At 66.3% G+C, this 6,204-nt stretch carries 7 protein-coding genes; 1 reads left to right on the top strand and 6 read right to left on the bottom strand.

Annotated features, from left to right (window positions below; all coding sequences use genetic code 11):
* From RIF85_RS13975 to argC, 5 genes are all read right to left on the bottom strand, one after another.
* Positions 1–374, bottom strand: a 374-nt coding sequence (locus RIF85_RS13975; RefSeq protein ID WP_375164858.1) for an ornithine carbamoyltransferase, incomplete at its 3' end; no start/stop codon positions are given.
* Entirely contained in the window at positions 371–1,675 is a 1,305-nt protein-coding gene (locus tag RIF85_RS13970; protein ID WP_309072508.1) for an acetylornithine transaminase, read from the bottom strand. The genes RIF85_RS13970 and RIF85_RS13975, both read right to left, overlap by 4 nt.
* A complete protein-coding gene (gene argB / locus RIF85_RS13965) occupies positions 1,672–2,583 on the bottom strand; it encodes an acetylglutamate kinase (RefSeq protein WP_309072507.1) in 912 nt (303 codons plus the stop codon). The genes RIF85_RS13970 and argB overlap by 4 nt, the downstream gene beginning before the upstream one ends.
* Positions 2,584–2,619: 36 nt before the next feature.
* Complete coding sequence (argJ, locus tag RIF85_RS13960; RefSeq protein WP_309072506.1) at positions 2,620–3,789, bottom strand: bifunctional glutamate N-acetyltransferase/amino-acid acetyltransferase ArgJ; 1,170 nt, start codon at positions 3,787–3,789, stop codon at positions 2,620–2,622.
* Positions 3,786–4,817 (bottom strand): N-acetyl-gamma-glutamyl-phosphate reductase, encoded by a 1,032-nt coding sequence (gene argC / locus RIF85_RS13955; RefSeq protein ID WP_309072505.1) that lies wholly within the window; start codon positions 4,815–4,817, stop codon positions 3,786–3,788. Before argC ends, argJ begins: the two co-directional genes overlap by 4 nt.
* 133 nt (positions 4,818–4,950) lie before the next feature.
* On the opposite strand from argC, the gene RIF85_RS13950 reads away from it, so the two are divergent.
* Positions 4,951–5,916, top strand: a complete 966-nt coding sequence (locus tag RIF85_RS13950) for a quinone oxidoreductase (protein WP_309072504.1) — start codon at positions 4,951–4,953, stop codon at positions 5,914–5,916.
* 68 nt (positions 5,917–5,984) lie between these two features.
* On the opposite strand, the gene RIF85_RS13945 is transcribed toward RIF85_RS13950, so the two are convergent.
* Positions 5,985–6,204 (bottom strand): hypothetical protein (locus RIF85_RS13945; protein WP_309072503.1); only part of this gene is annotated, 220 nt, incomplete at its 5' end.

Raw genomic sequence — 6,204 nt, 5'->3', positions numbered from 1 at the left:
TTGATGACGGGAACGGAGGAAGCCGCAGCCATTTCTTCGAGCCCGGCCTGGGCGTAAGTGCGCCAGACTATCGTGGAGACCATCCGCTCCAGCACCCTGGCCGTGTCCGTGATTGATTCCTTGTGCCCGAGCTGCGACTCCCCCGCACCGATGATGAGCGGCACCCCGCCGAGGTCTGCGATACCGGTGGCGAAGGACACGCGCGTCCGCGTGGAGGTCTTGTCGAAGATGACCGCGACAGTCTTGCGCCCGCTGCCCTCGCCCGCGTAGGTGGAGTTTGAGTACGGTGCCTTCTTCAGCTCGAGCGCGAGATCCAGGACCTCGTTCTGCTCAGCCTGAGTGAGGTCGGTGTCGAGAAGGAAGTGGCGGGTCATGCGGAATCCTCCGGTGGCTGGGCTGCGGTGTTCTGTTCGTGGGTGTATCGCGCAGTGTCGAGAATCCCGGGCAGCGCGTCGAGGAAGGTCTGTGCTTCCGCCCGGGTCAGGATGAGCGGCGGCGCGAGCCGTAGTGTGCGGGGTGCCGGGGCGTTGATGATAAAGCCCCGCTCCAGAGCTTCCTTGACGGCCTCGGCTGAATAATCGCCGTCAAGGTCAAAGCCGATGAGCAGGCCTTCGCCGCGGACGTCCTCCACTGCGTCCACCTCGGCGAGGGCGCCGCGGAGGAAGCTGCCGACGTCGTCCGCGTTGCGCAGCACCGCGCCCGCTTCCAGCGCATGCACAGTGGCAAGCGCTGCGGCGGTTGCGACGGGATTCCCACCGAAGGTGGTGCCGTGCTGGCCCGGCGTCAGCAAGGCCGACACCTCACTGCCGAACGTCACAAGCGCGCCGATGGGGAAGCCGCCGCCGAGTCCCTTGGCCAGGGTCATGGCGTCGGGAGTGATGCCGCTTGCCTGGTGTGCGAACCAGCGCCCGGTACGTCCGACGCCGGTCTGGACCTCGTCGAGGATCAGCAGGGCTCCGGCCTTGCTGGTCAGCTCCCGCGCCTTCTGCAGGTAGCTCATGCTGAGGGGACGCACGCCGGCCTCGCCCTGGATGGGCTCCAGCACGACGGCGGCAACCGTCTCGTCCAGCGCTGCCTCCAGTGCCTGCAAGTCATTGAAGGGCAGGTGCTCCACACCGCCCGGAAGCGGTTCGAACGGCGCCCGGTAGGCCTGCTTCGACGTGAGGGCGAGCGCGCCCATGGTGCGGCCGTGGAAGCCGCCTTCGAGAGCGAGGATGCGCGTCCGCGGCTTTCCGTCGTGGGACGGAGCGCTGTTGCGGCGGGCCAGCTTGAAGGCAGCCTCGACTGCTTCGGTGCCCGAATTCGCGAAGAATACCTTCGAGCCGGCGGGTGCGCCGGCAAGGGACAGGAGCTTTTCGGCAAGCGCCACCTGAGTGGGACTGGTGAAGAAGTTCGAGACGTGGCCCAGGGTAGCCAACTGTGAGGAGATGACTGAGGTGACGAAGGGATGGGCGTGACCCAGAGCATTGACGGCGATGCCGCCAAGCAGGTCGAGGTACTGCTTTCCGTCGGCGTCCCACACGAGGCACCCCGCGCCCCGGACAAGCACACGCTGCGGCGTACCGAAGACCCCGAGCAGGGCGTCGGAATATCGCTGCAGCCATTCCTGGCCCTTCGCCGGATCCACGAGCGCTGCTGCGGCAGCAGTCTCGATCGACGTTTCCCTGGTGCTCATGCGATGACGTCCTCGTCCGGCACAACCTGGGTGCCTATTCCGGCGGTGGTGAAGATCTCGAGCAGCATGGAGTGCGGCAGGCGCCCGTCGACGATGTGGGCACGCTCCACTCCCCCGTCGACGGCCTTGAGGCAGGCGGCCATTTTCGGAATCATTCCCGATTCGAGCCCCGGCAGGAGGTTGCGCAGTTCCGCCGCCGTCAGCGAGGAGATGAGGCTGGTGCGGTCCGGCCAGTTCGAGTAGAGGCCTTCGACATCTGTCAGGATGACAAGTTTCGATGCCCCCAGGGCTTCGGCAAGGGCCGCCGCCGCAGTGTCCGCGTTGACGTTGAGCACCTGTCCGGTCCCGCTGCCGGAGTCGTCGATCTCGGGCGCAACCGTGGAGATCACTGGAATGCGTCCGGCCTCGAGAATGTCCAGGATGGCCGATGGGTTGACTCCCACAACCTCACCGACCAATCCAAGGTCGACTTCCTCGCCGTCGACCACCGTGCCGGTCCTGATGGCGCGCAGCAGTCCGCCGTCCTCACCCGAGAGACCCACTGCGTAAGGGCCGTGTGAGTTGATCAGGCCCACCAGTTCGCGGCCCACCTGGCCCGTGAGGACCATGCGGACGACGTCCATCGCCTCCGGTGTGGTGACCCGCAGCCCGCCTTTGAACTCGGACGCTATGCCGAGCCGGTCCAGCATGCCGTTGATCTGGGGCCCACCGCCGTGCACCACGACGGGGCGGATCCCGGCATGGTGCAGGAAGACGATGTCTTCGGCGAAAGCACGGCGCAGGTCGTCGTTGACCATGGCATTGCCGCCGTACTTGATGACCATGGTGGTGCCGGCGAACCGCTGGATCCAGGGCAGTGCCTCGATCAGGGTCGCCGCCTTGTCCTGTGCAGCGTTGAGAGTGTTCATGTGGTCCTTCGACTCAGCGTCTTCGGCTTCAGCGTGTCAGCTGGAGTAGGCGGAGTTCTCGTGCACGTAGTCGTGGGTGAGGTCGTTCGTCCAGATGGTCGCGGTCTCGGAACCTGCGTTGAGGTTTATTTCCACGGTGACCAGGCGGCCGCTCAGGTCCACCAGTTCCCGCGGATCACCGATGCCGCCGTCGCGGCAGATCTGCACTCCGTTCATGGCTACGTCAAGACGGTCCGGTTCAAAGGCGGCGTCAGTGGTGCCGACTGCAGCCAGCACCCGGCCCCAGTTCGGGTCGTTGCCGAAAATCGCGGCCTTGAACAGGTTGGAGCGGGCGACTGAGCGCCCGACGGCCTCGGCGTCTGCTTCGGTGGCGGCATTGATCGTCTTGATGGCGATGGTGTGGCTGGCACCTTCAGCATCCTCGATGAGCTGATGGGCCAGAGACGCGCAGACACCGGTGAGCGCCTCGGCGAATTGAGCCGCGTCCGGCCGTACTCCGCTCGCGCCGGAGGAGAGCAGGACAACGGTGTCGTTGGTGGACATGCAGCCGTCGGAGTCGGCGCGGTCGAAGGTGACCCGGGTTGCCGCACGCAGTGCGGCGTCCAGCACAGCGGGGTCCAGTACGGCGTCGGTGGTCAGCACAACCAGCATGGTTGCCAACCCCGGAGCCAGCATGCCTGCGCCTTTGGCCATTCCGCCGATGGAGTAGCCCTCGCTCGGAGCGTCCTGCGTTGCCGGGTAGGTGGCGGTCTTGGACACCGAGTCGGTGGTCATGATCGCTTCTGCTGCGGCCCGCCCACCGCCGTCGGACAGCAGGCCCACGGCCTCGCTCACGCCGGGCAGCAGCTTGTCCATCGGCAGTTGCTCGCCGATGAGGCCGGTGGAGCAGACGAAGACGTCCGTTGCCGAAACGCCCAGTGCCTCAGCCGCGAATTCCGCAGTGCGGTGAGTGTTCTGGAACCCCTCCGGGCCGGTGCAGGCGTTCGCTCCGCCGGAGTTGAGGACGACGGCGTCGACCCGCCCGTCGGAGACGACCTGACGGGACCAGTGAACCGGCGCAGCCGCCACCCGGTTGGAGGTGAAGACTGCCGCCGCATGGTGATGCGGACCGTCATTGACGACGACGGCGATATCCCGCGCGCCGGTCGACTTCAGTCCTGCGGCAACGCCTGCTGCGCGGAAACCCCGCGGCTCGGTAACGCTCACGGTGCTACTCCTGATCCGTTCAAACCCGTGGTCTCCGGCAGACCGAGGGCAATATTCATGGACTGCACCGCGCCACCGGCGGTGCCCTTGGTGAGATTGTCGATCGCGCAGGTGATGATGACGCGGCCGGCATGCTCATCGAAAGCGAGCTGAAGCTGTGCGTTGTTGGAGGCGATCACCGATTTGGTGGCCGGCCACTGTCCTTCCGGCAGCAGAGTGACGAAAGGTTCGTCGTCGTACGCAGTCTCCCAGGCCTCACGCAGGTGCGCTGCCGTGGTGCCGGCAACGACGCGGGCGGTCGCCGTCGTCAGGATTCCCCGCGACATGGGAGCGAGGGTAGGTGTGAAGGAGACGGTGACCGGCGTGCCCGCCGCCCAGCCCAGCCCCTGCTCGACCTCCGGGGTATGCCGGTGGCTGCCGCCCACTCCGTAGGGACTCATGCCGCCCATCATTTCGGAACCGAGCAGGTGCGGTTTGAGCGCCTTGCCGGCACCTGACGCACCCGAGGCAGAGACGATCACGACGTCGTCAGGCTCAAGCAGTCCTGCCGTGAACCCCGGGGTAAGGGCGAGGAGGGCGCTGGTGGGATAGCATCCCGGAACGGCGATGCGCCGAGCGCCGCGCAGGCTATCGCGTGCACCCGGCAGCTCGGGGAGTCCATAGGGCCAGGTGCCTGCGTGCGGGGATCCGTAGAAGCGGTGCCAGGCGTCGGCGTCTTCGAGTCTGTGATCGGCTCCGGCGTCGATGACAAGGACGTCGGGGGGCAGTTGCGCGGCGACCTCGGCACTGGCGCCATGCGGCAGGGCCAGGAAGACGACGTCGTGTCCGCTGAGATTGTCAGCGTTGGTCTCCTCGATGACCCGGTCAGCAAGGGGGTGCAGATGCGGCTGCACCTCACCCAGCCGGCTGCCGGCACTGCTGTGTGCGGTGATCGCACCGATGGTCACGTCCGGATGTGTGGAGAGCAGACGCAGGACTTCGCCGCCTGCATAGCCGCTTGCTCCGGATACCGCCACGGAAATACTCATGCGAATCATCGTACAGTAAACCTATTCACTAGAACACATAGTTATGCACTCAACTTGCGGACAGAAGGAATGACCGCGCCGCAACCCCGGTTGGTGCAGTTAAGAGCAGTCCGACGAGAGGAATACCCAGACCATGCCCACAGCCATCTCAGCGGAGCGCGCCGGAGGCCCCGAAGTCCTCCGCCCAATCACAGTCGATCGGCCCAGCCCCACCGGCTCACAAGTGCTGGTGAAGGTCGCCGCCGTTGGTGTGAACTTCATCGAGACGTACCAGCGAGCCGGAATCTACGCTGTTGACTACCCCTTCATCCCGGGCGGAGAGGCTGCCGGTGAGGTGCTGGAAGTCGGCCCGGAGGCCCAAGGCTTCTCCCCCGGCGATCGGGTGGCGTTCGCGGAGGGATCCCGCTCCTACGCCGAATACACCCTCGTGGACGCCGACAAGGCGCTGCCCGTGCCCGACGGTGTGGACCTTGAGACCGCTGCTGCCCTTCCGCTGCAGGGAATGACCGCGCACTACCTCGTGAACTCCACCTACCCGGTCCAGGCAGGAGAGACTGTGCTGACCCATGCCGGAGCCGGTGGCACCGGACTCCTGCTGACCCAGCTGCTCAAGGCGAAGGGCGCGCGGGTGATCACCACTGTTTCCACGGATGAGAAGGAAGCGCTCGCGCGGGAAGCGGGCGCCGACGTCGTGCTTCGCTATGAAGGCTTTCCGGAACAGGTGCGCGAGTTGACGGACGGCAAGGGCGTCGATGTGGTGTACGACGGCGTCGGCAAGGCGACCTTCGACGGTTCTCTGGAATCGCTGCGCGTGCGCGGAATGCTCGTGCTGTTCGGGGCAGCGTCCGGTCCGGTCCCTGACTTCAACCTGCAGAGACTGAACAGCTCGGGCTCCCTGTACGTGACGCGGCCCAGCCTGGCGTTCTACCTGCGGTCCGCGGAAGAACGGCGCTGGCGCTCCGGTGAGGTGTTCGGTGCGGTCGCTGATGGATCCCTGACAGTACGGATCGGCGCGCGCTACCCGCTTGCCGAGGCGGCGCAGGCTCATGGAGACCTGCAGGCGCGCAGGACGACCGGGAAGATCCTCCTCGTCCCCTAATCGTTCATTCGGCAGGACACTCCCCGCTGGCCACCCATTCGGGGCGTGTCCTGCCACTCAATGAGGGGCTAGCGCTGCACTGCTCCATGGCGCTCGGCCGCAAGGTGTACCGCCTGGTCGCGGGCGGCGCTTGCTTCGTCGGCGGTGAGGGTGCGGTCGGTCGCGCGGAAGCGCAGGCCGAAGGCGAGCGACTTCTTGCCCTCCCCGATGCCCTGGCCGGAATAGACGTCGAACAGGTGAACGTCCTCCAGCAGCTCCCCCGCGCCTTCGCGCAGGGTGGCCAGGACA

This window comes from Arthrobacter sp. (genome assembly GCF_031179385.1).
Taxonomy (GTDB): Bacteria; Actinomycetota; Actinomycetes; order Actinomycetales; family Micrococcaceae; genus Arthrobacter_D.
The sequence above is the reverse complement of the archived record's forward strand: the minus strand, read 5'-3'. Positions and strand labels throughout refer to the sequence as shown.

What these genes read in the sequence shown, in the direction of transcription:
- RIF85_RS13970 (WP_309072508.1), bottom strand. Translation starts at nt 1,675, where the DNA reads ATGAGCACCAGGGAAACGTCGATCGAGACTGCTGCCGCAGCAGCGCTC.
- argB (WP_309072507.1), bottom strand. Translation starts at nt 2,583, where the DNA reads ATGAACACTCTCAACGCTGCACAGGACAAGGCGGCGACCCTGATCGAG.
- argC (WP_309072505.1), bottom strand. Translation starts at nt 4,817, where the DNA reads ATGAGTATTTCCGTGGCGGTATCCGGAGCAAGCGGCTATGCAGGCGGC.
- RIF85_RS13950 (WP_309072504.1), top strand. Translation starts at nt 4,951, where the DNA reads ATGCCCACAGCCATCTCAGCGGAGCGCGCCGGAGGCCCCGAAGTCCTC.